The 23,109-nt window shown below is 69.9% G+C and carries 21 protein-coding genes and 1 pseudogene; 9 read left to right on the top strand and 13 right to left on the bottom strand.

Features of this window, described 5'->3' with window-relative positions; all coding sequences use genetic code 11:
* Window positions 1–6 precede the first annotated feature (6 nt).
* On the top strand, window positions 7–666 hold the full coding sequence (locus ACWIHT_RS20845; RefSeq protein ID WP_456169614.1) for an NADPH-dependent F420 reductase: 660 nt from the start codon (window positions 7–9) through the stop codon (window positions 664–666).
* Between the two features lie 35 nt (window positions 667–701).
* On the opposite strand, the gene ACWIHT_RS20840 is transcribed toward ACWIHT_RS20845, so the two are convergent.
* Together ACWIHT_RS20840 and ACWIHT_RS20835 are read right to left on the bottom strand one after the other, a co-directional pair.
* Window positions 702–1,259 (bottom strand): GH25 family lysozyme, encoded by a 558-nt coding sequence (locus ACWIHT_RS20840; RefSeq protein WP_456169613.1) that lies wholly within the window; start codon window positions 1,257–1,259, stop codon window positions 702–704.
* 36 nt (window positions 1,260–1,295) lie between these two features.
* Window positions 1,296–2,336 (bottom strand): phosphatidylinositol-specific phospholipase C domain-containing protein, encoded by a 1,041-nt coding sequence (locus ACWIHT_RS20835; protein WP_456169612.1) that lies wholly within the window; start codon window positions 2,334–2,336, stop codon window positions 1,296–1,298.
* Window positions 2,337–2,512: 176 nt separating this feature from the next.
* Here ACWIHT_RS20835 and ACWIHT_RS20830 point away from each other — a divergent pair, with 176 nt between their 5' ends.
* A complete protein-coding gene (locus ACWIHT_RS20830) occupies window positions 2,513–3,499 on the top strand; it encodes an LLM class flavin-dependent oxidoreductase (RefSeq protein WP_456169611.1) in 987 nt (328 codons plus the stop codon).
* A 3-nt stretch (window positions 3,500–3,502) separates the two neighbouring features.
* Here the strand turns inward: ACWIHT_RS20830 and ACWIHT_RS20825 are convergent, their stop codons facing one another.
* Complete coding sequence (locus ACWIHT_RS20825; protein WP_456169610.1) at window positions 3,503–4,384, bottom strand: aminoglycoside phosphotransferase family protein; 882 nt, start codon at window positions 4,382–4,384, stop codon at window positions 3,503–3,505.
* Between the two features lie 132 nt (window positions 4,385–4,516).
* Between ACWIHT_RS20825 and ACWIHT_RS20820 the strand changes: the two genes are divergently transcribed.
* Both ACWIHT_RS20820 and ACWIHT_RS20815 read left to right on the top strand, forming a co-directional pair.
* Entirely contained in the window at window positions 4,517–4,873 is a 357-nt protein-coding gene (locus ACWIHT_RS20820) for a PRC-barrel domain-containing protein (RefSeq protein ID WP_456169609.1), read from the top strand.
* 53 nt (window positions 4,874–4,926) lie between these two features.
* Window positions 4,927–5,214, top strand: coding sequence for a hypothetical protein (locus ACWIHT_RS20815; protein WP_456169608.1), 288 nt, complete (start codon window positions 4,927–4,929; stop codon window positions 5,212–5,214).
* On the opposite strand, the gene ACWIHT_RS20810 is transcribed toward ACWIHT_RS20815, so the two are convergent.
* The 4 genes from ACWIHT_RS20810 to ACWIHT_RS20795 all read right to left on the bottom strand — a co-directional run bounded on the left by ACWIHT_RS20810 (window position 5,211) and on the right by ACWIHT_RS20795 (window position 11,212).
* Window positions 5,211–6,353: a N(5)-(carboxyethyl)ornithine synthase gene (locus ACWIHT_RS20810; protein ID WP_456169607.1), complete on the bottom strand. Its 1,143-nt coding sequence runs from the start codon at window positions 6,351–6,353 to the stop codon at window positions 5,211–5,213. The genes ACWIHT_RS20815 and ACWIHT_RS20810 overlap by 4 nt on opposite strands.
* Window positions 6,354–6,486: 133 nt before the next feature.
* Window positions 6,487–8,535 (bottom strand): eCIS core domain-containing protein, encoded by a 2,049-nt coding sequence (locus tag ACWIHT_RS20805; RefSeq protein WP_456169606.1) that lies wholly within the window; start codon window positions 8,533–8,535, stop codon window positions 6,487–6,489.
* Window positions 8,536–8,894: 359 nt separating this feature from the next.
* Window positions 8,895–9,833: a LysR family transcriptional regulator gene (locus ACWIHT_RS20800; RefSeq protein WP_456169605.1), complete on the bottom strand. Its 939-nt coding sequence runs from the start codon at window positions 9,831–9,833 to the stop codon at window positions 8,895–8,897.
* A 29-nt stretch (window positions 9,834–9,862) separates the two neighbouring features.
* The gene (locus ACWIHT_RS20795) at window positions 9,863–11,212 is read right to left on the bottom strand and encodes an aminotransferase-like domain-containing protein (protein ID WP_456169604.1); all 1,350 of its coding nucleotides are present in this window, start codon (window positions 11,210–11,212) and stop codon (window positions 9,863–9,865) included.
* 141 nt (window positions 11,213–11,353) lie between these two features.
* Between ACWIHT_RS20795 and ACWIHT_RS20790 the strand changes: the two genes are divergently transcribed.
* Window positions 11,354–12,001, top strand: coding sequence for a LysE family translocator (locus ACWIHT_RS20790; protein ID WP_456169603.1), 648 nt, complete (start codon window positions 11,354–11,356; stop codon window positions 11,999–12,001).
* A gap of 15 nt (window positions 12,002–12,016) precedes the next feature.
* Here the strand turns inward: ACWIHT_RS20790 and ACWIHT_RS20785 are convergent, their stop codons facing one another.
* Complete coding sequence (locus ACWIHT_RS20785; RefSeq protein WP_456169602.1) at window positions 12,017–13,195, bottom strand: cytochrome P450 family protein; 1,179 nt, start codon at window positions 13,193–13,195, stop codon at window positions 12,017–12,019.
* A 262-nt stretch (window positions 13,196–13,457) separates the two neighbouring features.
* Between ACWIHT_RS20785 and ACWIHT_RS20780 the strand changes: the two are divergent.
* Both ACWIHT_RS20780 and ACWIHT_RS20775 read left to right on the top strand, forming a co-directional pair.
* Window positions 13,458–13,595, top strand: a pseudogene (locus tag ACWIHT_RS20780) (beta-ketoacyl-ACP reductase); the annotation flags it as partial.
* Window positions 13,596–13,740: 145 nt separating this feature from the next.
* Window positions 13,741–14,064 (top strand): hypothetical protein, encoded by a 324-nt coding sequence (locus ACWIHT_RS20775; RefSeq protein WP_456169601.1) that lies wholly within the window; start codon window positions 13,741–13,743, stop codon window positions 14,062–14,064.
* Between the two features lie 217 nt (window positions 14,065–14,281).
* Here the strand turns inward: ACWIHT_RS20775 and ACWIHT_RS20770 are convergent, their stop codons facing one another.
* Window positions 14,282–15,337, bottom strand: coding sequence for a tartrate dehydrogenase (locus tag ACWIHT_RS20770; protein ID WP_456169661.1), 1,056 nt, complete (start codon window positions 15,335–15,337; stop codon window positions 14,282–14,284).
* 79 nt (window positions 15,338–15,416) lie between these two features.
* A complete protein-coding gene (locus ACWIHT_RS20765) occupies window positions 15,417–16,316 on the bottom strand; it encodes a LysR family transcriptional regulator (protein WP_456169600.1) in 900 nt (299 codons plus the stop codon).
* A 130-nt stretch (window positions 16,317–16,446) separates the two neighbouring features.
* Between ACWIHT_RS20765 and ACWIHT_RS20760 the strand changes: the two genes are divergently transcribed.
* Window positions 16,447–17,349 (top strand): alpha/beta fold hydrolase, encoded by a 903-nt coding sequence (locus ACWIHT_RS20760; RefSeq protein WP_456169660.1) that lies wholly within the window; start codon window positions 16,447–16,449, stop codon window positions 17,347–17,349.
* Window positions 17,350–17,977: 628 nt separating this feature from the next.
* Window positions 17,978–18,958 (top strand): Lrp/AsnC family transcriptional regulator, encoded by a 981-nt coding sequence (locus ACWIHT_RS20755; protein WP_456169599.1) that lies wholly within the window; start codon window positions 17,978–17,980, stop codon window positions 18,956–18,958.
* A gap of 87 nt (window positions 18,959–19,045) precedes the next feature.
* Here ACWIHT_RS20755 and ACWIHT_RS20750 read toward each other — a convergent pair whose 3' ends face one another.
* From ACWIHT_RS20750 to ACWIHT_RS20740, 3 genes are read right to left on the bottom strand one after another with little or no spacing between them, the layout of a single operon-like run.
* The gene (locus tag ACWIHT_RS20750) at window positions 19,046–20,560 is read right to left on the bottom strand and encodes a GMC family oxidoreductase (RefSeq protein WP_456169598.1); all 1,515 of its coding nucleotides are present in this window, start codon (window positions 20,558–20,560) and stop codon (window positions 19,046–19,048) included.
* Window positions 20,545–21,972, bottom strand: a complete 1,428-nt coding sequence (locus ACWIHT_RS20745; RefSeq protein WP_456169597.1) for an aldehyde dehydrogenase family protein — start codon at window positions 21,970–21,972, stop codon at window positions 20,545–20,547. Before ACWIHT_RS20745 ends, ACWIHT_RS20750 begins: the two co-directional genes overlap by 16 nt.
* A complete protein-coding gene (locus tag ACWIHT_RS20740) occupies window positions 21,972–23,072 on the bottom strand; it encodes a phenazine antibiotic biosynthesis protein (RefSeq protein ID WP_456169595.1) in 1,101 nt (366 codons plus the stop codon). Before ACWIHT_RS20740 ends, ACWIHT_RS20745 begins: the two co-directional genes overlap by 1 nt.
* Between the last annotated feature and the right edge of the window lie 37 nt (window positions 23,073–23,109).

Below are 23,109 nucleotides of genomic sequence, written 5' to 3'. Positions count from 1 at the left end.
TCTGTCATGAAGATCGGCATCATCGGCGCGGGCAACATCGGCGGCAACCTCACCCGGCGGCTCACCGCACTCGGCCACGACGTCTCCGTCGCCAACTCGCGCGGCCCGCAGACACTCACCGCACTGGCCGAGGAGACCGGCGCGACCCCCGTACCGGTCGCGGAGGCGGCGCGCGGGGCCGAGGTCGTCGTCGTCACCGTCCCGCTGAAGGCCGTACCGAACCTGCCCAAGGGATTCCTGGACGACGCGGCGGACGGCGTCGCGGTCATCGACACCGGCAACTACTACCCCGGCCGTGACGGCAGGATCGCCGCGATCCTCGACGAGGGCCTCACCGAGAGCCGCTGGACGGCGGAGCAGATCGGCCACACCGTCATCAAGGCCTTCAACGGCACCTACGCCCAGGACATCCTGGACCGGCACCGCCCCGCCGGCGCCCCCGACCGCCTCGCGCTCCCGGTCGCCGGCGACGACGAGGCGGCGAAGCGCGTGGTCCGGGCCCTGATCGACGACCTCGGCTTCGACACGGTCGACGCGGGCAGCCTGGACGACTCCTGGCACCAGCAGCCGGGGACACCGGTGTACGGACTGCGCGAGGGCGTGGACGGCATCACGAAGGGCCTGGCGGAGGCTTCACCGGAGCGGACCGGGGACTTCGCGGGCTGAGACGATCCTGGTGCCGGGTCGCGGTCGCCCGTGAGTCAGGCGTCCGCGGCCCAGGTGCGCAGCGCCGCCTTGCTCGCGAAGTCGGCCACGTCCTTGTCGTGCGGGTCGGACGTGTACTGGTGGAACTTCCAGTCGGCCTCGATGCGGGGCTTGCCCGCCGTCGTGTAGTCGGCGATCCACAGGCCGTCGCCCGCGTAGGAGGTCCTGTCCAGGGTCAACCAGAAGGTGCGGTTGCAGTAGAGGACCACCCGGTTGTCCGGCCGCAACGCCTTCACCTTGCGGATGAAGCTGTCCTTCTCCGCGTTGGAGGCGTGGGTGCCGTCGCCGGTCGTCTCCCAGTCCACGGCCAGCAAGTCCCCTGCTTTTTCAGGGGCCTTGCTCACGAAGTACTCCGCCTGGGCCGTGATGTCGCCGGGCCAGAGGAAGTGGTAGAAGCCGACGACCAGTCCCGCGTCACGCCCCGTCTTCGTCTGGGCGGTGAGTCTCGGGTTGACGTACGAACGGCCCTCCGTCGCCTTGATGAAGACGAAGGAGGAGCCGTCCGTGCCGTACGCGGTGGACTGGTAGGCGCTTACGTCGATTCCATGCAGCATAGGGGGACTTGTGCCCTGTCCCCGGCATCCGGAACCTCAGCTTCTGGTGGCCACCGACGACAGGACCGATGCCGACTTCGACGACCAGTCAGAGGTGATCACACTTGCGTGATCGGCGGCCAACAGTGCCAATTTGGCGGCGACTTCCGCGTCCGTGGGGGTCGTCGAGGAGATCGCCGGAGCCACCGCGTACGCGTCCGTCATGATCAGGATGTAGTGGTTCGTGGAGTAGAACGACGTGTCGTAGGCGTTGTTCACGTACGTCGCCGCGTCTCCGTCGAAGAACACGAACCAGGGGCGGATCGAGGTGTCCGAGGTCCAACGGGTCGACCGGGGATCGCCGTTCGCCGCGCCGAGTACGGCGGGGAAGGCCTGCGCCTGGGAGATCGTGCCGGCCGCGTACAGGTCCCGCAGATGGTCGCCGTACTCCTGGTCGGTCCAGTAGTGGTCGAACGGGTTGGCCTGCTCGACCGTGCCCGGGATCAGTTCGAAGATGAACTTGCCCTTGAGGTCGTCGCGGGAGGGCCACGCGTTCGCCTTGGCCGCCGCGTCGAGCGTGGAGTACGAGGAGCCGAGCAGGTCGGACGGCTTGTAGACGCTGCTGCCGAGCTTCTGCGAGACCAGGGTGTCGAACGCGGTCGGGCCCAGACCGATCGTCTGGTTGAAGCCCACCTTCATCTCCACCTTGACGATGATGGGCGCGTGGTCCGGGTGCAGGGTGTTCCAGGCGGCCATGTTGTCCAGGCAGCTGCCGAGATCCTGGTTGCGGTCCTTGCTGTACAGGTCGGCGGGCGTGCTCGCGTACTCGCAGTTGTTGTCGTTGGAGAACAGGTCGCTGTGGCTGACCCGCCACCGCTTGCTCAAACTGTCGACGTAGACGTCCAGTTCGAGCAGCGAGGCCCCGGAGTCCAACGCCTGCGCCCAGTACGTGTACTTGTCCTTCTCGTACGCGTTGTGCGTGCCGATCATCGTCGTCTCCGAGAACTTCGGCGCCGCCGCGTGGGCGTTGCCCGCGGCCCCGGTCATGAGCAACCCGGCCGCGCCCAGCAGCGCCGCCAGCCGTCTTATCGCCTTCATGGGTCAAGTCCCCTTCGCCGTGGCCTAGTTGGAGCCTGGGTGGCGGCAGCAGCGTAGGGCGAAGCGGTTACTCCCGGGTAGCCCCTGGAGGAACATCGGCTTCCGCCGGGGCGGCGAAGATGATTGTCGCGTCACGGATATTGCATTCTTTTCAGCGAGAATCATATTCTCGCACGATGAATCGTCCTGGCCTGGAGTTCGCGCTTCGCTTCGACTTCCGCAACCCCGCATCGGCCGGTACGTCCATGGCGGACCGGTACGCGGCGGCCCTCGACATGGCCGAGTGGGCCGACGGGCTCGGCTGTACGCGGATCACCGTCTCCGAGCACCACGGTTCGACGGACGGCTATCTGCCCAGCCCGGTCCAGATGCTCGCGGCGATGGCCGCCCGCACGGAGCAAGTCCGGTTCCTGGTCGCCGCGTTGATCGCGCCCTTCCACGATCCGCTGCGCCTGGCCGAGGAGTTGGCGGTCCTCGACAACATCAGCCGCGGGCGCGTCGACCTGATCGTGGCGGGCGGCTATGTGCGCGAGGAGTTCGCGATGTTCGGCGTGCCGATGAACGAGCGCGCCAAGCGGGTCACCGAGGTGGTGACCACCCTCAAGTCGGCGTTCACCGGGGAGCCGTTCACCTACCGGGGCCGTACCGTGCGCGTCACGCCCGCGCCGTACCGGCCGGGCGGTCCCGCCGTACTGCTCGGCGGCAGCAGCGAACCGGCGGCGCGGCGGGCGGCCCGGATCGCCGACGGGTTCGTGCCCTCCGTGCCCGAGGTGTGGGACCACTACCGGGACGAGGTAGGGAAGTTGGGCCGCCCCGACCCCGGGCCCAGCCCGATCGGGCCGAACCGGGTGGTGGCCCTGGCCGAGGACCCGGACGAGGGGTGGGCCCGGATGGCGCCGTACTTCCTGCACGAGACCAACGCCTACGGCGTCTGGCAGGCCCAGGACGACGTGGCGGCACCCTTCCGTACGGCCGAGGGGCTGGCGGAGTTGCGGCGCGGCGAGCAGTACCGGGTGCTGACGCCCGAGGCGTTCGTACGTGAACTGAAGGCCGCGCCAAGGCCGTTCACCCAGTTCCATCCGCTGTGCGGGGGCATGCCGATGGAGTCGGCGTGGTCGAGTCTGCGGCTGTTCGAGCGGGAGGTGCTGCCCGCCTTCGGATAGCGGCTAGGACGCCATGTGTTCGGTGAGGACCTCGGTCAACTGGCGGGCGGCCGACCGGGCCACACGGGGTTCGATGGCCGAGTGACGCGTGTACGCGTTCAGCCCGGCAGCCAGGGCCCAGCCCATGCCGCGCGTCCAGGTGGCGTCGTCCAGGCCGAGGACGGAACGGAAGACCGGCCGGGTGGTGGCCGACAACAGGGTGTAGGCGATGACCAGATCACAGGCAGGATCACCCATGCCCACGCCGCCGAAGTCGATGACGGCGGAGACGCGGCCGTCGACGGCGAGCAGGTTGCCCGTGTGGAAGTCCCCGTGGAACCAGACCGGTTGGCGCTCCCACGCGGGGGCGCGCAGCGCGTTGTCCCAGACCTCGGTCAGGGCGCCGGCGTCGAACACCCCGGCCACCGCGTCGATCGCGGCACGGGTCGCCTCGTCGCGGTCGGCCAACGGGGCGCGGACCAACTCGGGGTGGACACCGGGGATCAGCGCGTCGGCGGGCGGGATCTCGCGCAACGTCCGTAGGAACGCGCCCAGTTGACGTGCGGCCGCATCGGGCTCGGCGATGCCCTCGACGGTCGCCGTGGTCCCCGCCAGCCAGCGGGTGACGGACCAGTGCCATGGGTAGTCGCAGCCGGGGGTGCCGAGCCCCAGCGGTTCCGGTACGGGCAGTGGCAGTCGCGGGGCCAGGTGCGGCAGCCAGGTGTGCTGTTTCGTGGCCTCCCCGTCCGCCCAGTCGCTGCGCGGCAGCCGTACGGACATCGTGTCGCCGAGCCGGTGGATGACGTGGTCCGAACTGGGCTGCTCCACCAGGGTCAGCGGCAGTTCGGCCCACTGCGGGAACTGCGCGGCGAGCAGCCGGCCGACGAGTGCGGAATCGATGGTCATCTTTCCCCCGAGTGCCAAGTGCCGGTCGATCGCCTCACGTTACCGATCGACTCGGCGGTTGCGATCGGGAGCCATGACGGGTCCCATCGCGGGTACCCGGACCACGGGAAACGTACAGAAGGAGTGGGAAGCATGCTGCACGCAGCGGATGTCCGGGAGTGGCGTGAGCGGAATGTCGTGGACGCGGAGTCCCACAAGATCGGTGTGCTGGAGGCCGTGTACGTGAACACCACCACCGACGAGCCGGCCATGGCCACGGTCCGCACCGGGCTGCCCACACGGCACCGGCTCGTCTTCGTCCCGCTGGACGAGGCGATCCTGGGGCCGGACTACGTCAAGGTCGACTACCCCAAGGCCCTGGTGAAACAGGCCCCTTCGATCGGTACGGACGACGTGCTGCCCGCCGACCAGGAGGAAGCGATCTTCAAGCACTACGGCCTGCCCTACAGCCCCGGCGCCGGCGGCGAACGCCAACTGGCCCGCCGCTGACGCCGCTCGGCGCCGGAAGGTTTCAACCCGCCTTTCCCGGCCACCCGTTGAACATGTCCACACGCTACGGCGGAAGCCCCGCGGGGACGGTCATCTCCGTCATCGCGGATATCGCGGCACTGATCCTGGTCCTGTGGATCGGCCTCTACCTGTTCGACGCCAACACCGCGAACAGCACGGTCGACTGGGTCCACCACGCGGCCGACTGGCTCTCCGGCTGGTCGCACAACCTGTTCACCATCCACTCGGCCGACTGGCGCACCGTGGTCAACTACGGCCTCCCCGCGCTGGTCTACCTCTTCATCGGCCACGCGGTGGCCACCGGCGTCAACCGGGGCTAGACCCCCGCGTGCGGGTAGGCGGCGGAACGGTGCTGGAAGGAGAGGATCTTCGGGTTCTGGACGACTCCGTCCCGGATCTCGATGGCCTTGCGGACCGTGACGTCGTCGTCCCACGCCGTGGGACCGCTCATGACCTTGCGGAGATACGGCAGCAGCGCCTCGCTGATCTCCCAAGTGGCGGAGTTCCAGAGGTGGGAGGGGCTGTGGTCCACCGCGTAGTAGTGGCAGCCGTTCCCGACCGTGGCCATCGGGTCGCCGAAGCCGCTCGGGCGGGCCCACGCGAAGCCCATGCCCTCGTCGCAGGCCACGTCGATGAAGAAGGTCCCCGGCCGGAACAGGGCGAGTTCCTCCTCGTCGACGAACATCAGCGGCGCGTCGGTGTCCTGGAGCACGCAGTTGACGATGATGTCGAACCCGGCGAGGTACCGCGCGAGCGGCACAGGACCGAGCCCGGTGACGGCCTCCAGGCGTGAGGGATCGTCCGCCCGCTCCTGGAAGTGGCCCATCACGACCGACGGCATCGGCGAGGCCACCGCGGCGGCGGCCCGCTGGGTGAGGACCGTGACGTCGGAGACGCCCATCGCGCCCAGGCCGGTGACCGCGCCGCGCGCCGTGGCGCCGAAGCTGATCACGCAGGCCCGCAGCCGGCGGCCGTAGCTGCCGGTCAGCCCGCCGAGCTGGAGGGCGTGCAGCACCGAGCAGTAGCCGGCCAGCTCGTTGTTCTTGTGGAACACATGGACGCTGAAGGCGCCCGTCGACGTCCAGTGGTTCATGGCCTCCCAGGCGATCAGGGTCAGCCGTCGGTCGATGCCGATCTGTGTCGTCTTCTCGTCCTGCACACAGTGCGGCCAGCCCCACAGCACCTGGCCCTCGCGCAGCTCGGCGAGGTCGTCGTGCATGGGCTTGGGCAGCAGCATGACGTCGCACTCGGCGACCAGTCGCTCACGGGAGCGCAGTCCCGCCACGAGTGGTCGCAGCGCGTCGTCGGCGACGCCGAACCGTTCGCCGTAGCCCTCTTCGAGGTAGATCCGCTCCCGGAGGTCCGGGGCGATGCGTTCGAGGTGGCTGGGGTGCAGCGGCAGACGGAACTCGTTCTCCTTGCGGGAGGAGGCGAGTACTCCGAGGCTCATCAGACTCATGTGGGGCGGCTCGTTTCCGGCCGGACACGTGATGTTCCGGCCTTGCCGTTCCCCGAGGGCGACGCCGAAACGGTGACGGCGTGCGAGGTGCGCTCGGTACCGCAACCGTACTCCGCCCGAGCCGGGACCGGATTTACGCGCCGCCCCGCCTGCCGATCAGGTCCCGGTACAGGGCCGCCTTCTCCTCGTTGGTCTTCGCCTTGGCCAGTTCGGTCTTCCAGGCCTTCTCCAGGTCCTTCAGCTTCTGCACCCAGTCGCCGAACTCCTTGAGATCGACCAGGCGTTGGCTCGCTTCGAGGGGAGCCTTGGCGCCGAGCTTGTCGTCCTTGTGCCCGCCGAGCTGGCTCACGGGGTTGTTGTTCTTCTCGCTGCTCGTGATCTTGTGCTCGTAGCCGTCGGGCGTCCTGCCGTTCGGCCCGGCGGTCTCGATACCGAGCTGGAACGCCCCGTCGCGCTTGCGGGTCGGCGGCTTGTACCCCATGAACATGTGCCCGTACGACTCGTTCGGCAGGATGGTGTCGCCGTGGTAGTCGGTGTTCCCCAAGCCGCCGATGGCCATCGGCAGGCCGTAGAGGTGGCTGTGGGGGTCGACCCAGTTCCGCAGGGTGGCGCCGATCTCGCCCTTCTCGACGAACTCGCCCCGCTTCGTCCCGTCCGCGCTGTTGTCGCCGATCTTCATGTGATGCGTGGCGAACCCGCGCCGGTACAGCGGGTCCGCGGGCTTCGAGTTCGGCTCCCAGGGCTTCGGGTTCTCCTTGGTGATGTGCAGCCACTGGGGCAGCTCGTAGCCGTGCTGGCCGTCGGCGAGCTGCGGAATGCGGATGTTGACGCGTCCGCCGTAGGCCAGGGCGTGGGCGACGTCGTCCTCGAAGTCCTCGTGGACGTTCGCCTTGGGGTTGAAGACCTTCAGCCCCTCCTTCAGGATCAGGAAGATCCTGGTCAGCACGTCGGTACCGCGCGCGACCCGCTCGCGGTGCTTGTCGGCGTCCGGCACGGTGTCGCTGATACCGGGCGGGAGCATGGTGCTGACGAAGGTCTGGAAGATCTGCTCGTCGCGCTCCCCGGTGAGCTGGTCCTTCTCCTCCTGCGGGGTGCCCTCGGCGTGCATGGCCATGTGGCGGCCGAGCTGGTAGTCCGAGCGGGTGGGCTTGTCCGGGGCCTTCCCCTGGCCGCGCTCCTCGATGTTCTGCTGCCAGCGCAGGGTGGCCACGAGCAGCCGCTTGCCCTCCGGCTGCTGTAGCCAGCTGTGGAAGTCACCCGCCGTGATGTAGGCCAGCGCCTCGGCGTGCGTGCAAATCCCCACGGTCTTCAGCCACTTGGGGTCCTCGGCCTCCGCCGCCTGGATCGCCTGAAGCTCCTCCTCCGAGAAACTCGGCCCACTGCGGACCCGCTTGTGGATGACGTCCCGTACGTCCTTGTTCCGGATCGCCCCGTCCTCCCCGACGATCAGCCGCGCGAGCCGGGCGATGGCCGGGGGAGAGGGGCTGGGGGAGGGAGCGGTTGCGGTCGACGGGCCTGGGCGGTCCGCCCGCTGCACGGGGACCTCGCCGTCCGCGCTGCGCTGCACCGCCCCGGCCGGTACGGCGGCTCCGGGCAGGGCGAGATCGGGGGCGGCGCCCCGGGCCAGCTTGCGGCCGTTGGCGCCGGCGCTCCGCTCGAACGGGTCGTCGGGGTGGGAGACCTTCTCGCCCGTGCCGTTCAGGGCGCCGGGCACGGGCCCCAGGGCCTGTTGTCTGACGTGGTCGACCTCCTCGTACATCACCTCGTCGTCGACCCGGCCGCCGCCGAGCACGATGTGGGAACCGGTGGTGTAGGCGAGGGCGCTCAGTTCCTCGGCCGAGCGCTGGGCGACCGGCCCGCTGTGCACCCGTACATGACCGAAGTCCATGCGGTAGGCCTGCTCGGCACGTTGGAGGATGCGGGGTTCCAGTGGGCGGCCGGGCGAACCGACGGCGTCGGTGACGGACGACCGCCGCTGCACCGGCACGGCCGCTCCGGCCCCCGCACCTTCCGGCCCTACGGCGTGCTCCTCGTCCCGCGCCCGCTGGATCGCGAGGGTCACCGCGGCGTTCCCGGCGGCCCGTTGGAGAGCGGCGAGCGGAGGCAGGGCGGTGGCCGCCCGGGGCACGGGACGTCCACCTGCCCGGTCGGCGCCCGAGTGATGCTCTCCCTGGATACGCATGCGCGGTTCCCCTTCGCTGGACGGGTGCCCTTCCCTCTTACCGGACGGGGGCCGGGTGGCGGGGAGTCCGCGGGGGCAGAACCGGGGGCAGACTTGGGGGCGCGGTGGGCGAGCGCGGGTGAGGTGGGGGTGAGGTGGGCGGCCGGTGCCGGTTGGGGGGTGTCCTGGTCCTGTCGGACGGATGCGGGGTGGAGCGGAGTGCGCCGGGGCAGACTCGCCTTCGCGACGGCGTAGGGCTGGGTGATCTTCGGCGGGGCGGGCCCGGTCAGCGTGGAGTCACCCAGCTCGGTGTTCAAGTCCCGGTGGCGTTCCGGCCGTTCGTGGTAGTGGCGAGGTGGGTGCGGCGGGGCGTGCCCCGGTCAGCGTGGAATCACCCAGCCCGGTGTCCAAGTCCCGTTGGTGTCCTGGTCGTTCGTCGTCGTGGTGGCGAGGTGGGTGCGGAGGGCGGGTAGTGCGGGGTGGGGGTTGTCGCGGTGCCAGAGGAGTGAGTGGGGGTAGACGGGGGTCGGGTCGGTCACCGGGATGCGGCGCAGGTCGTGGCCGGTGGGCCAGACGAGGCGGGTTCGCGCGGTCGTGAGGGTCGCCAGGGCCGGGGTGTCGGCGACGGTGTCGAGGAGTGCGTCGGAGCCGAAGTTGGGGCCGGTCGCCTCGATGGTGAGGCCGAACTCGGCGACGAGGTCGTCGTAGTAGGCCGTCCACTCGGTTCCGGGGACGAGGCCGGGCATCCAGATCCGGTGCCCGGTGAGTTCGGCGAGGGTCACCGAGCGGGCGCCCGCCAGCGCGTGGGCGGGGCCGGTGAGGAGCTGGTGCGGTTCGTCGAGCACCCGGACGGACTCGATGTCCTCGGGCAGCGGGCGGCCCGGCATCGCGACGGCGCGGAAGGACGCGTCGATCGCGCCGGACCGGATGGCGGCGACGGCCGTCTCGACGTCGGACAGCATCACCACGTCGAGTTCGGTCTCGGGGTGCGCCCGGTGGAAGTCGCGCATCAGGGCCGACGGTGCGACGCGCGAGGCGATCACGTCGACGCGCAGCGGACGGCGGCCGGGGCGCACGGACGCGCTCGCGCGCTCGGCGACGCGCAGCAGTTCGCGCGCGTGGGGCAGGAACGCCTGCCCGTCGATGGTCAGCTCGGCGCCGCGCGGCGCACGCGTGAACAGCCGCACACCGAGGGCGCGTTCGAGCGCGGCGACGCGTTTGGAGACGGCCTGCTGGGTGATCGACAGGTCGGCGGCGGCCTTCTGGAACTGGCCCGCTTCCGCGACGGCGACGAAGGTGCGTACTGCTTCGAGATCCACGGCGACCCACCTTAGGGAACACGCCCACGTCAGTCGGTGACGAGGTCCTCCGGTGTCGAGCGGGCGAGTTCGGCGAGGGTGCCGAGGGCCCGGGAGAGGGTGTCCGGGTCGGGGGTGGCGAGGCCGAGGCGGACGGCGTTGGGGGAGTGGTGGGGGCCGACGGTGAACGCGGCGGCCGGTACGACCCCGATGCCGTGCCGCGCGGCCGCCGCGACGAAGGTGTCCGCGCGCCACGGGCGGGGCAGTCGCCACCAGCAGTGGAAGGAGCGCGGATCGCTCCGCACGGCGAACCCGGCGAGCTGCCGGGCCGCGATCCCCTGCCGTACGGTCGCTTCCTTCTGTTTGGCCGCCACCAGCGTCTTCACCGTGCCGTCCTGCTGCCAGCGGTGGGCCACCTCCAGGGCGAACCGGCCCGGGGTGCAGCCGCCGGACCGCAGGGCGGCGACGATCCCGCCCGTCAGGGCGCCGGGCGCCACCGCGAACCCGAGGGTCAGACCGGGGGCGACGCGCTTGGACAGGCTGTCGATCAGGACGGTCCGCTCGGGGGCGTACGCGGCGAGGGGCGGCAGTTCGTCACGCAGGAAGGCCCAGATGGTGTCCTCGATCGCGGGGACGCCCAGGCGGAGAATCGTCTCGGCCAGCCGCTCGACGCGCTCGGCGGGCATGGTGAGCGACAGCGGGTTGTGCAGCCTCGGCTGGACGTAGACGGCGTGCAGTGGGGAAGTGGCGTGCGCCTCTTCCACGGCCTCCGGGACGAGCCCCGCGTCGTCCATGGCCAGCGGGACGAGGGTGATGCCGAGCCGGGCGGCGACGGCCTTGACGACCGGGTACGTCAGCTCCTCCACGCCGAGCCGGGCACCCGGTGGTACGAGCGCCGTGACGGCGGCAGAGATCGCCTGCCGTCCGTTGCCCGCGAAGAGGATCCGCGCCGGGTCCGGGCGCCAGCCGCCGCGGGCGAGCGTGTCGGCGGCGGACTCCCGTGCGGCCGGGAAACCGGACGTGCCGACCGGCCGCAGGGCGGACCCGAGGGCGTCGGGCCGCAGCAGACCGGCGAGACCCTCGGCGAGGAGCGCGCTCTGCTCGGGTACGACCGGGTAGTTCAGCTCCAGGTCGACGCGGCGGCCGTCGGCGGGTTCGGTGAGCGCGGGGGCGGAGTCGGCGGGGTCGGCGGACAGCGCGCGGACGAAGGTGCCGCGGCCCACCTCGCCCACCGTCAGGCCACGCCGGGCCAGTTCCCGGTACACGCGCGTGGCGGTGGAGTTGGCGATGCCGTGCCGCCGGGCGAACTCGCGCTGCGGGGGAAGCCGGTCGCCGGGCCGGAGGGCACCGGACCTGATCTCCCCGGCCACGGTGTCGGCGACGCTCTGATAGTCCCGCACTGCTCTCCCGCCCTTCTCGACTTCTGGCCTTCTTCTGGCTTTCTTCCGGCCTTCTGGATCGGGCGTCAATTCAATCATTGAATTGCACCGAGTGCAATATGGGCATTGCATTGAGGTATTGGTCTGGAATACCCTCCGGACATGGTCGAACTGAGCGGCATACTCGGCGTGTCGGTGGTGGCTCTGGGCATGGTGCTCACCCCCGGCCCGAACATGATCTATCTCGTCTCCCGCAGCATCACCCAGGGCAGACGCGCCGGAATGGTCTCCCTCGGCGGGGTGGCACTCGGCTTCATGGTCTATCTGCTCGCCGCGAACCTGGGCCTGTCGGTCCTCTTCGTCGCCGTGCCCGAGCTGTACTTCGCGGTGAAGCTCGCGGGTGCCGGATACCTCGCCCACCTGGCCTGGAACGCCCTGAAGCCGGGCGGGATCTCCGTCTTCGCTCCGCAGGACGTACCGCACGACTCACCGCGCAAGCTGTTCACCATGGGCCTGATGACGAACCTGCTCAACCCGAAGATCGCCATCATGTATCTCTCGCTCATCCCCCAGTTCATCGACCTGGACAAGGGGCACGTCCTCCTCCAGGGCCTCGTCCTCGGCTCGGTCCAGATCGTGGTCAGCATCGCGGTCAACCTCGCCATCGTCCTGGCGGCCGGCGCGATTGCCGTCTTCCTCGCCCGCCGCCCCTCCTGGCTGAAGGTGCAGCGCTACGCGATGGGTACGGTGCTGGGCGCACTCGCTGTCACCCTGGCCGTCGACAACTCCGGCCCAGCCAGGGCGAGTTGACACCACGTCACCACGTCATACGACGACCGGCAGGGACGTGAGCCCGCGCGTCAACCGCGTGTGCCGCCATTCCAGTTCCTCCACGGGACGTGCCAGTCGTACGTCGGGGAAGCGGGCGAAGACGGCCCGGAGCGCCAGTTCACCCTCGGCCCGCGCGAGCGGTGCGCCCAGGCAGCGGTGGATGCCGTGGCCGAAGGCGAGGTGCCCGGTGGCACCGCGGTCGAGGTCGAGCCGGTCCGGGTCGGGGAAGCGCGCGGGGTCGCGGTTGGCGGCGCCGGGCGCGATGAGCACGGGAACACCGGCGGGGATGTCGGTCCCGCCGAGCGTGAGTGCCTCGGTGCTGTAGCGGAACGTGGCGATGCCGACCGGCGAGTCGAAGCGCAGCAACTCGTCGAGCGCGGTGCCGAACAGCTCCGGCTCGGCCTTCAACCGGGCCAGGGATTCCGGGTGTTGGAGCAGTGCCAGGGCCGCGTTGCCGATGAAGTTGGTGGTGGTCTCGTGACCGGCCACGAGCAACAGCACGGCGAGCGCGACGAGTTCGTCCTCGGTCAGCCGGTCCTGGCCGTCGCGTACCGCGATGAGATCGTCGAGCAGACTCTCGCCGGGGGAGGCGCGCCGGGCGGCGACCAGGTCCGTCATGTACGTGCCGACGGCGTGCGAGGCGACGTCGATCCGCCGCGGATCTCCCGCGGCGAACAGCTCACCGGACCACGTGTGCACCAGCTCGCGGTCGGCCTCGGGCACCGCCAGCAGCTCGCAGATGACGGTGACCGGCAGCGGTACCGCGAGGTCGGCGACGAGGTCCGCCGGTCCGTGTTCCGGCCAGGCGTCGAGCAGTTCGTCGACGAGACCCGCGATGCGGGGGCGCAGCCGTGCGACGGCTTTGGTGCTGAACGCCTTTGTCACCAGGGCCCGTAGCCGCGCGTGTTCCGGGGGATCGGTGGCCAGCATGTTCCGCGCGACCGCCGGATGGAGATCGCGGTCGGACAGTCGGCCCGCGAAGAATCGCGCGGTGTTCTTGGAGAGCCGGGGATCGGCGAACGCCTCCCGGGCCTCCGCGTATCCCGTGACCAGATAGCTGACGCGCCCCGCCGAACCGGTGGGCACCCGCTGCACCGGCGCCGCATTCCGCAGCCGGGCGTAGGTCGGATAGGGGTCGGCGAAGAACCGGGAGTCCTGCAACGGGTCGGTCACGCTGGCGGATCCGTTCCTGCGGGCGACAGTTCGTCGGCGACGCTACCCGCGATCCGCCGCTCGCGATTTCTGAGGCGTCGGTTCCAGGAACTGGTGCTCGTGCCCCCGGTGAGTCGCACGGTTGTCGGCGTTGTGCACTCTTTATCCCCCTCAGCATTAGGCAGTCGCACATGCTGAGGCTTCCTGCGCGCGCTCATGTCGAGCATGGTTGTTCGAGCGACAACAAACGGAGTTCGTCGCAAACAAACCGGAAAGGCGTTCTGTGTCCCGTTCAGTCCTGATCGCCGGGGGTAATCGCGGTATCGGCCTGGATGTCGCTCGTCGTACGGCAGTCGCCGGTGACCGTGTCGCGGTGACCTGTCGGACGGGAGGGCCGCCCGAGGGTCTGCTCGCGGTTCGCGCCAGGAAGGGCCGCGTCGCGTTCCTGGCCTCCGACGACGCCGCTCACATCACCGGCGCCGTCGTGCCGGTCGACGGGGGAGCCGGGATGGGGAACTGGCGCTCTCCGTCTGTCTTTCCTCACCCACCGCCAAGGAGTTTTGCGTATGCGCGGTCCGACTGCGCCGAATATGTATCAATTAACCATTGACGACTTCACCGACGAGGACGTTGTTGAATTCCACCGCCTGATGAGCGAGTTGCTCACCAAGTGCGCGTCGGTAGGACAACGGCACGCACCGGAAGGAACATGGGCTCCGTCCACTGCCGGTCTTTTCGAGCAGATGGCCGAGTCCATGCAGGTGGTCTCCGAGGTCTCGCGCGCGCTCAACGACACACGATCCGGTATCCGCCGGGTCGGCGGCAGGGCGCGCCAGCGGCTGTACGAGCGGGCCAGCAGCATTCACGAGGGCCCCGCCGAACTGGCCTGAGTGGCATCACAGACCACTTTCGGAAGTGCTCCGGCTTTTCTCACACGAAGCGCGGACGCCACCGAGAGCGAGAGACTCGGGCGGGGGTCGGCCGGCAACAGGGGAGCCTACCGGCCACCGCCCGATTCACCGTCCCGTCCCCAAGGGGGGCAGCCCCTTGTACGTGGACGCGCGCAGCCCCTGGGCGACGAAGAGCGGGGCGCGTAGTCCGTCGCCGTCACAGCAGGTCGATCAGCCCCGCCGTGAACTCGGCCGTGGTCGCCGTGCCCCCGAGGTCCGGGGTGCGCAGCCGGGTCGTGGACAGCAGGACGGCGATCGCGTCGGTGACGGTTCCGGCCGCCTCGGGGTGGCCGAGGTGGTCCAGCATCATCGCGGCGGACCAGATCGCGCCGAGCGGGTTGGCCGTGCCGCGTCCGGCGATGTCGGGGGCCGAGCCGTGCACCGGCTCGAACATGGAGGGGAAGTCCCGCTCGGGGTTGAGGTTGGCCGCGGGCGCGATCCCGATGCTGCCCGCGATCGCCGCCGCCAGGTCGCTGAGGATGTCGCCGAACAGGTTCGAGGCGACGACGACGTCGAAGCGGCCCGGGTCCAGCACGAACTTCGCGGCCAGCGCGTCGATGTGCTCCTGGTCCCACGCCACCCCCGGGTGCAGGGCGGCGCGTTCGGCGACCAGCTCGTCCCAGAAGGGCATCGTGTGCACGATCCCGTTGGACTTCGTCGCCGAGGTCAGCCGCCCGGACCGCCCGGCGGCCAACTCGAAGGCGTAATCGACGATCCGGGTCACGCCCTTGCGCGTGAACACCGCCTCCTGCACGGCCGTCTCCTCCGGCAGCCCCCGGTACAGCCGCCCGCCGATCTCGCCGTACTCGCCCTCGACGTTCTCCCGTACGACGACGAAGTCCACCTCGCCCGGCCGGGCCTCGCGCAACGGGCTGGGCACGCCGTCGAAGACGCGGATCGGGCGCAGGTTCACGTACTGCTGGAAGCCGCGCCGAATGGGGATCAGCAGCCCCCACAGCGAGACATGGTCCGGGACCCCGGGGTAACCGACCGCCCCGAGCAGGATCGCGTCGTGCCCGCGGATCAGGTCCAGGCCGTCGGACGGCATCATCGAGCCCTCGGCGAGATAGCGCTCGCAGGACCAGTCGAAGGTGTCGTAGGAGAGCGCGATGCCGTGGCGGGCGGTGACGGCGTCCAGCACGCGGCGGGCCGCGGGGACCACCTCGGTGCCGATGCCGTCGCCGGGGATCAGGGCGATGCGGTGCTTGTTCAGGGGAGACATGGGAGCGATTGCAGCAACGGTTCGTCGGGTGCGTCCAAGACCGGCTGCCCATGTGGCTTATAGGGGGCGCTTATAACGGGGGCGGATCCGCGTCCTCCGCCAGTGCCGTACGCAGGAACGCCTCCGCCGCCGGGGTCGTCGCGCCGTGCCGGGCGACCAGCGTCACCCGCAGGCCGGTACGCGGCTCCAGGTCCAGCACCCGGACGCCCGCCCGCCGGGCCAACTCCCGCCAGGCGTCGGTGACTACGGCGAGGCCCGCGCCCGCCAGGACCAGCGGCAGGATCGCCACCCGATGCTCGGTCTCGACCGCGAGGGTCACCTCGACCCCCTCGGCGATCAGGTCGTCGACGTACCGGCGCATCCCGGTGCCCTGCTGCCCGACGATCAGCCGCTGCCCGGCCAGGTCTCTGCGGTCCACGACGGTCGTGCCCGGGGCGAACGGCCCGTCCGGGGGCGCGAGCAGCACGAACCGCTGCTCGGCGAGGGGGTGGGTGCGGACCTCCGTGTCCGGGGGTGTGGCAGGGGAGGCGAGCAGTCCCAGCTCGGTCACGCCCGTGCGCACCATCTCGGTCACGTCCCGGGGCGTGAACGCGGCCCGTACGGTCACCGACACCTCCGGATGGGCCCGGTGGAAGCGGCTGATCATCCCGGTGAGCGGGGCGACGGCCTGGGACGGCATGGCCGCGATCTCCACCCGGCCGGTGCGCAGCCCGTGCACCGACTCCACGCTGGCCCGCGCGAGTTCGAGGCCGCGGACGGCGGTCCGGGCCGGTTCGATGAGCGCCGTACCGGCCTCGGTGAGGACGACCCGGCGGCCGATCCGGTGGAACAACTCGCTGCCCAGGTCCCGTTCCAGGCTCCGGATCGCCTGGGAGAGCGAGGGCTGGGAGAGGTACAGCGCGGTCGCCGCACGGTTGAATCCGCCGTGGTCGACCACCGCGAGGAAGTACTCCAGCTGCCGGACGTCCATGCTGCCGCCTTCCCGTGCCCGCTCCTGTCCGCCGATAGGCCGCGCCTATATGCATTGTCGGCCACGGGTCTTGGACGGGCCGCCCGGGCCCTGCTGGGATCGGACCATGAAGAGGACCATGAAAGCGGCCATGAAGAGCCCGCTGCTCGCCTCGTTCGCCCGGCACACCGTCGACGCGGACGGCGTCCGTATCAACGTGCGTACGGCCGGGCAGGGGCCGCCGGTCCTGCTGCTGCACGGCTACCCGCAGACCCACGCCATCTGGCACCACATCGCCCCGCGCCTGGCCGACACCCACACCGTGGTCCTCACCGACCTGCGCGGCTACGGCGACAGCGACAAACCGCCGTCCGACGCCGGGCACACCCCGTACGCCAAGCGGGCCATGGCCCGCGATCAACTGCTCGTCATGCGGGAGTTGGGCTTCGAACGGTTCGCGGTGGTCGGCCACGACCGGGGCGGCCGGGTCGCCCACCGCCTCGCGCTCGACCATCCCCGGTCGGTCTCCGCCCTCGCGGTCCTGGACATCGTGCCGACCCGGCACGCCTATCAGCACGCCGACGCCGACTTCGGGCGCGGCTACTACCACTGGTTCTTCCTGACCGCGGGCAACGGCATCCCCGAGCATCTGATCGGCGGCGACCCGGAGTTCTGGATCCGGTCCCGCATGGGCGCCCGGCACCACGGCGGCACCCCCTTCGACCCGGACGCCCAGGCCGCATACGTGCGCTGCTTCTCCGACCCGGCCGCGATCCACGCCTCCTGCGAGGACTACCGCGCGGCCGGCTCGATCGACCTGGTCCACGACGAGGAGGACGCGACGACCGGCCACCGCCTGACCCAACCGCTGCTCACCCTCTGGGGCGAGCACAGTTTCGTAGGCCGCCACTACGACGTCCCGGCCGTCTGGTCCGAGTACGCCGACGACATCACCGGCGCGGCCCTGCCCTGCGACCACTACGTTCCCGAGGAGGCCCCGGAGGCGACCCTCGACCACCTCCGGCCCTTCCTCGCGGCTCACAACACGCCCTGACTCCAGAGGGCCGGGGCGGTCGGTGGGTTGCCGTCGTCGGCAGATGCTTGCGCCGGACCCACGAGGAGCGAGAACCTGTGTACACTCGTCCGAAGACTGGACCTAGTGGATTCTGCCGACCAAACTCTGGCGAAATGTCAGGAACCCGGCATATTCCTCTTGATCTATTGATATCCACATCGTGGAGATGGTCATGGTCCGTAGTGGTTCAGGAGCTGGTCGGGGGGCTGGTGTAGTGGCAGCGGCTGCGCGCGAGATTGCCGAAACGTTCGGCCTGGACCGCTTGGAATGCCAGGCCGCTGGCTCTCGCGTCCGAGGCCGGCAGGCCGGTGACACCGAACACGCATTCCTCAGACCGCGATTGCGGACTCCATGCCCGCGCGCCAAACCCGGCAAAGCATGACCGATCACGAGAACTGGCTGACCACCACCGTGGAACGGAATTCGCCGGGTCTCTGGTGAAGAAAAACGCTGTCGCCGACAGTCAAGTCCATTGACAAGGTCCTGTCCCAGGCTATCGGGGGAAACTGGTGCCGCAAACCTTGCTGAGCAAAACGTGCTGAGCGTCCATGGCCCTAGGCGGCCAGCGGGCGACTTTTCCGAGTCAACGGTCCCCACAATAGATGAATTGGACCACTGTATCATTCACGCCCTGCGTATCGACGGTCGGGCGCCATTCAGCCGGATCGCCGAGGTTCTGGGCGTCTCCACGCAAACAGTCGCCCGCCGCTACGGGCGGCTGAGCAGTGAGCTGTCGCTTCGCGTCGTCGGGGTGGCGAACCCGCGGCAGGCGTCGGCCGGGAAGTGGATTCTGAGGCTCACGGCCAGCCCGAACACCGCCCAGAGCGTCGCGTACAGCCTGGCTCGGCGGGACGACACCACCTGGGTGCGGCTGGTGTCCGGGGGAACCGAAATATGCTTCGTCATGAATTCCGCGGCGCACCATACGCTGCTGTTCCGTGAAATTCCTCGGGTGGCCAATATCGCCGAGGTGTCGGCGCACCGCCTGCTGCACAACTATCTGGGCGGTCCCACCGCATGGCAGGGCCACACCAGCGCTCTCACCAAGGAGCAGCAGGAACAACTGCGCCGGGCACTCGACCCGCCGGACGACGCCGACGAGCCCAAGGTCCGCTCCTCCCTGACCGCGGCGGACTGGCACCTGCTGGCCGCGCTACAGAACAACGGCCGTATCAGCTACACGGATCTCGCCGCCGAGACCGGCCAGTCCTCCTCGACCATCACGCGCCGGCTCACTGCTTTGCAGGCCAGCGGCATGCTCACCTTCGACGTCGAGATCAGTGCGGAGGTGTACGGCATCACCACACAAGCCCTGTTGTGGATGTCCGTCGCCCCCGCGCACCTGAACCAGGTGGCGAACACCCTGATCCAGCACAAGGAAATGGCCTTCCTGGCCTCCACCACCGGCCCGACCAACCTGGTGGCCCTGGTCCTGTGCAAGAGTCCCAGCGAACTGCACGACTATCTGGCCGACAGTCTCAGCGCGCTGGACTCCATCCGCATGATCGAGACGAGTCCTGTCCAGCGGACCCTCAAATCCTGTAGTCCTCTCCTGCACAGCAGCCCCAGGCGCAGCGATTCGGCCTGACGCGGGTTCTGAACCCTGGCTGAACTCCGCCGAGTTCAGCCAGGGTTCATCGCCGTGAGTGGCCGTCCTCTCGGCGGCCCATGGCTGTCACGTGCCGTAGACGAGGTCGGCGATGCGTTCGGCGATCATGATCGTGGTGAGGTTGGTGACGCTGGAGGGCACGTACGGGATGATCGAGGCGTCCACGACACGCAGGGCGGCGAGTCCGTGCACGGCTCCGCGGGAGTCGACGACGGCCTGAGGCGAGTCGGCGGCACCCATGGGGGCGGTGGAGGTGGGGTGGCCGTAGATGGAGAGGCTGGATTCGATCACCCGCGTCAACTCCTCGGCGTCGTCGGGCAGTTCGCTTGGCATCAGAAGCCCGGCTAGTGATGGCGCGAGTGCCGGGTCACGGGCCAGGTCGCGGGCGATTCGGACGCCTTCGAGCATGCGTCGGCGGTCGCGCTCGGTGCCGAGGTAGTTGTGGTCGATCAGCGGCTGGGCCAGCGGATCGCGGCCGGCGAGGCGTACCGAGCCCTGCGCCTCGGGGAGCACGAGAGCCGTGGCCAGGGCGATGACGCCGCCGGGCGGCATGAACGGAGCCCCGTTGGGGTGCACGGCGACGACGTTCAGGTCGAGTTCGCCGTCCGCGGCCTCGCTGGAGGCGGTCCACAGCAGCGCGCCGAGGGCCGGAGACATCTCCCCTCGCCCCGGGGCGAGGGCATGGACCGCGGGGCAGAAGGCGTGGTCCTGGAGATGTTCTCCGACGGGCAGGTCGGCGAGGGGCTCGATGCCGAGTGCCGCCAGTTCGGCGGCGGGGCCGATGCCGGAGCGCAGCAGGATCGCCGGGCTCGCGTAGGTCCCGGCGGAGAGGATCACCTCGTCGGCGTCGTGCACGGTCCCGTCGGCGGTGACCACTCCGGTCGCAACGCCCCCGCGGAACAGGACCCGGTCGACGGTGACGTCACCGTGCACGGTGAGATTCGGGCGGGCGCGCACCTCAGGGGTGAGGTAGACCAGCGCGGTGTTCTGCCGGATCCCGTCGAGGACGTTGACCGCGAAGGGTCCGACGCCGTCCTGCTCGCTGCCGTTGAAGTCGGTGATCCGCTTGTGGCCACGGGCGACCGCGGCGTCGATGAAGGCGCGATGCGTGGGCGTCAGCTCGGAGTCGACCAGCTGGCGCACGGGCATCGGCCCGCCGCGCCCGTGGAACTCGTCCTGGCCGGTGGGGGTGTTCTCCAGGGCGCGGAAGTACGGCAGGACGTCGGCGAAGCTCCAGTCGTCGAGCCCGTTCTCGGCCCAGCGGGCGAAGTCGCGGGGGCGGGCGCGGAGGGCCGCGCCGGCGTTGACGGCGGAACTCCCGCCGATCACCTTGCCGCGCAGAGCGGCGACCTCGGGGCTCAGCCGCCCGCCCCGTGAGATGTATCCCCAGTCGTGATCGAGATCGGCTATGCGGTTGGCGTCGAGCAGCGCGGCGGGGAACCGGGTGGGGCCGTAGTCCGGCCCGGCTTCGAGCAGGACGACGCGCCGGGCCGGGTTCTCGCTCAGACGGGCGGCGAGCACCGCGCCGGCCGACCCGCCGCCGACGATCAGGACGTCGGCCGGTGCTACGGAGTGGGACACGGTAGGACCCTTTCGATCGCGTCGGAGCTGGGGACAGGCACGGGGAGTCCGTTCCGGACGACGCCCTTGTTCCGCATGAGGAAGTCGGCGAGGTAGCCGTCGTGCGGTACCGAGGGATCCATCCAGTAGGTGTGCAGGCTTCCCAGGTACAGGTTGCTGATGGTCGGCTCGTCGAGCAGGCGGTCGACGAGCCGGGTGTCGTGCGTCAGCGCGTTGAGCACGAGCGTGTTCCTCAACGGGCCTGTACCGGCCTCGGGTGTCCACGGCGCGAACCACACGCACGGGAACGGCAGTTCCACACCCGCTTGCGGGGCGGCCGGATCGTCGAGTTGGAAGACGGCAGGCAGCAACGCGGCGCTCCCGTCCCCGAGTTCGCCCACGACGCCGTCGCCGCCGAGCCAAGGCCGGGCGCCCGCAGCCTTCTTGAGCAAGTACGTCTCGATCGCCTTGGCGACCGCGACCGGCTGTACGGGGAGTACGGCCTTGTCGTCCTCGGGCGGCAAGGCGGTCGCGCCGGACAACCGTGCCGCGACGGCCTCGGCGAGCGGAGCCGGGTCGCCCTCCACGAAGACGGCCGTCGTGTTCACGCATCCGGTCCCGCCGTGGCCGCTCACGGAGGCGACGATCACGTCCAGGTGGTCGCGCCAGTCCACGTCGGCCGTGATGAGGATCTTCGACCGGCCCGGCCCCTGCGGCAGCACCGTCGCGGCCTGGCCGTACTTGCGGGTCACCTCCTCGCCGCCGTACACCATCCCCAGGTCGGCGCCGCGCAGGATGGCGTCGGCACCGGCGTGGTCGGTGGGCAGGAGCACCACCTGGTCGTCGGCGAATCCAGCACTCCGCAGGGCCGCCACCAGCCGGTGCGGGGTGAAGGGATCGCGGCTCGACGGGCGGACCGCGACGCGGTAGCCCAGCGCCAGTGCCTCCGGCCAGATGCTGTGGGTGCCGGGGTGGTTGCCCGCGGAGTGCACGGCGAACACGTCTCCGCGCCGAGTCCACACCGAACGCCCGGTCCGCGTCAGCGGATCACGCCAGTTGTCGACCGCTCCCCGTGGGCGCGCGTACTGGACGCTCTCATGGGCCTTCGCCACCCGCTCGGCGACCGTCGTGGTCGCCGCGACGACGGAGGAGATCGGGACGCCACCGACCCTGCTGACGGCGTGTTGGTACTGCTCGACGGTCAGGCCGTCGATCGTCCCGGTCGCGAAGAGCGTGGCCGCATGGATCATCGCGTCGGCCCGTTCGTCGGCCGGCATGACGCCGCTCCGGCGCAGTGCGGCCATGGTGCGGTTGACGTACAACGGCGGTACGAGGCTCAGTTCCGCGAGGGCGGTGCCCGCCACATCGGTGACCGTCTGTATGTTCCTGGCGCGGTAGGCACCCGTCGCACCGAACGCGGGCAGGTCGATCATCAGTAGACCCCTTCGATGACGTCCTCGTCCTCGAAGACCGCGACCGTGGAGATGTCGGCGACCGAGTCCCCGACCAGGCCGTTCACCTGCGGTATCCGGGTGGCGAGGTCGCGTTCCAGGTTGCCGGGCAGCAGGAAGGACTTGCTGACGTGGTTGACCAGCACCCGGCCCCGCTCTCCGTAGGGCACCGGATCGAGGCCCTTCGGATCGACGACCGTGAAGGTCACGTAGGGGGAGAACGAGTCGAAGACGCACGGACCGTCGACGGAGATCCCGGCCCGCTCGCCCGCGACCCCGATGATCATCGTGCTTCCGTACTCGCCGCACAGCGCGACCTCGGGGAACACCTCGGTCTTGAAGAGGTGCCGGGAGTCGGCGTCCATCTGAGTGCCTCCCCACCTGATGCACTTCACCCGCTCGTTCACCAGGGCGACCAACTTCTCGTCCCTGGACAGCCGTTCCAGCAGCGGCGGAGTGATGGTGAGCAGGCCGATGTCCTGTGTCCGCAGGACGTCGGCGGCCTGGTCGATGAGGTGTTGGCCGTAGGCGTCGACCTGCCCGAACTGGCCCTCGGCGATGAGCCGCTTCACCCAGCGCGGATCGAGGTCGATCGTGAAGCCGTGGCGGCCGTGCGTCACGGCGTGCTGCCGGAACAGGGTGCCCACGACATGCGGCCCGGTCGGGATGATTCCCAGCCAGTTCCCTCCGCGCGGCACACCGTGGCGGTCCAGGTTCGCGTTGCTCCAGCTCACCATGCGGTCCAGCCAGTCCCGCATCAGAACGACCCGCTTCGGGGCGCCGGTGGTGCCGCCGCTCTCGAAGAACCCGATCACGTCGGGCCGAGGTCCGTATCCCCTGGGAATCAGGTCCTCGCCCCGCACGTCACGAAGCTCCGCGGCCAGGTTCGGGAACAGCCGGAGGTCGTCGTACGTCTTGACATCGGCTCGCGGATCGAAGCCGAGCGTGGCGGCCCGGTCCAGCCAGAACGTGCAGCCGGTCTCGGGGTTGAAGTGCCACTCCATTGCGGCGCGGATGAATTCGTCCGGATCGGGCTGGACGTCGAATGGAAGATCCAGAATCTGTTCTGCGGTAAAAGGCATTGTCTCTCCCCCAAGGAAAGGGTCAGGTGTATTCGGG

The organism is Streptomyces sp. NPDC002276, assembly GCF_053891435.1.
The sequence above is the reverse complement of the archived record's forward strand: the minus strand, read 5'-3'. Positions and strand labels throughout refer to the sequence as shown.